Source organism: Falsiroseomonas oryzae (assembly GCF_027856955.1).
GTDB lineage: Bacteria > Pseudomonadota > Alphaproteobacteria > Acetobacterales > Acetobacteraceae > Falsiroseomonas > Falsiroseomonas oryzae.
Genome location: NZ_JAPSMD010000833.1, coordinates 1 through 1187, shown reverse-complemented (window position 1 = coordinate 1187; position 1187 = coordinate 1). Strand labels below are relative to the sequence as shown.

1 protein-coding gene is annotated in these 1187 nt (G+C 77.0%); it reads left to right on the top strand.

Going from position 1 to position 1187, the window contains the following annotated elements; genetic code table 11:
• Positions 1 to 37: 37 nt before the first annotated feature.
• A partial coding sequence (locus OZN99_RS32065; protein WP_270939233.1) for a phage tail protein occupies positions 38 to 1187 on the top strand: 1150 nt, incomplete at its 3' end.

The window sequence follows — 1187 nt, the reverse complement described above, 5'->3', positions numbered from 1 at the left end:
GCGCGACCCGCGCCCGCCGGCGGATCGTGCCGCGCCGGTGCCGGCCGACCGGGCCTGGCCACCCCTCGGCACGCTGGCGCCGGAGGAAGCGGTGGGCTGGTCGCCGGTGGGCCTGCTGGACCGTCGCCTCGCCTTCGCGGATACGCCGAACCCGCCCTTCGCCTCGGCGCTGCCCAGCGAGGATCCGCTGCGCGGCGCGCGCGGCCACGCCGACCCGCCGCCCGAGGCGATGGTCACGCTGGAAGGCGTGATCAAGGCGCCGCCCGGCCGCTGGCTCTGGCTGCGCGTCCGGCTGACGGGCACGGAACGCCGCGCGGCGGCGCTGTTCGCCCTGCGCGCCACCTGCCCGCGGCCCTCGCTGATGGACCTGCTGCCCTCCTACTGGCGCGGCGATCCGGTGGCGGCGGAGGCGAGCGACCGCGCGCTGGCGCTGTTCGAGGGCTTCGTCACCGAGACCGATGCGCGGATCACCGCGCTGCGGCACCTGCTCGCCGCCTCCACCACCCCGCGCGAGGCGCTGGAGTGGCTCGCCGGCTTCCTCGCGCTGACCTTCGATGCGCGCGTCGCCGAGGATGTGCGGCGCAGCCTGCTGGCCGAGGCGGCGACGCTGTGGCGGCAGCGCGGTACGGTGCCCGGGCTGACGCGGCTGCTCTCCATCCTGGCGCGCGCGCCGGTGCAGATCATCGAGGGGTTCCGGCTGCGGCGGGAGAGCACGGCGGTGCTCGGCACGGCGGAATGGGGCGTGCTCGGCCCCGGGTTGCAGATCGGCGACGACGAGGGGCCGGATGCGGAGCCGGCCGAGCCCTGGGAGCAGGCGCTGGCGCTGAAGCACGCGGCGCTGCTGGTCCGCCGTGCCGCGACGCGCGCGACGGGCGGCACCCCCTGCCCGGAAGCCGATCCGCCCGACCCGCTGGATGACGACGCGCTGATCCGCTTCCACCGCCGCTTCGCGCACCGCTTCACCGTGGTGGTGCCGGCGCACCGCACGGAAGACCTCGCGGCCGTGCTGGAACTCGCGACCGAGACGCACAAGCCGGCGCATACGCTGCACCGTTTCTGCTGGCTCGATGCCGGCTTCCGGCTCGGCGCGGGCAGCCTGGTCGGCATCGCGCGCATCGGCGGCCGCGACGGGTTCCGCGCCGGCATCCTCGGCGACCGCGCGCCGCTCGGCGCCGACCGCCTGCTGG